At 58.7% G+C, this 368-nt stretch carries 1 protein-coding gene; it reads right to left on the bottom strand.

The features are described 5' to 3' along the window. Positions 1–368 (bottom strand): hypothetical protein (locus ACO0LG_RS29615; RefSeq protein WP_423032217.1); only part of this gene is annotated, 368 nt, incomplete at both ends.

Genomic DNA, 368 nt, shown 5'->3' with positions numbered 1-368 from the left:
ATGGTTTGTGCATTGATCTGGCTGGCGCTTTGTACCTTGATGGCCTGGTCTTGCGACTTGTACGGCGTGGCAGTGCCACCGCTGACCATGCTGAGGGCGAGGTTGGCGTTGTAAGTACCTGCAGATACTGGTGCTTGCCAGCGTACTGACACCACGGTGTCGGCAGCAGACGCGGCTGTCAGGTTCCAGGTGGCGGTGACATCACCATTGCCATTGCTGCCTATGGTAGCGGCTGGTGTCGTTGCTTTGACCACAGAACCGGCAGGCAGGCTTTGGACGATGCGTACAGGCTGGGCGGCACCGGCATTGGTAATAGTGCTGGTCAGCGTGCTGATGTCGCCTGGCAACAGTGCATTCAAATCTGCGGC

This window comes from Undibacterium sp. Ji42W, assembly GCF_049340405.1.
Lineage (GTDB): Bacteria > Pseudomonadota > Gammaproteobacteria > Burkholderiales > Burkholderiaceae_D > Undibacterium.
This window is presented reverse-complemented; position numbering and strand designations above follow the sequence as displayed.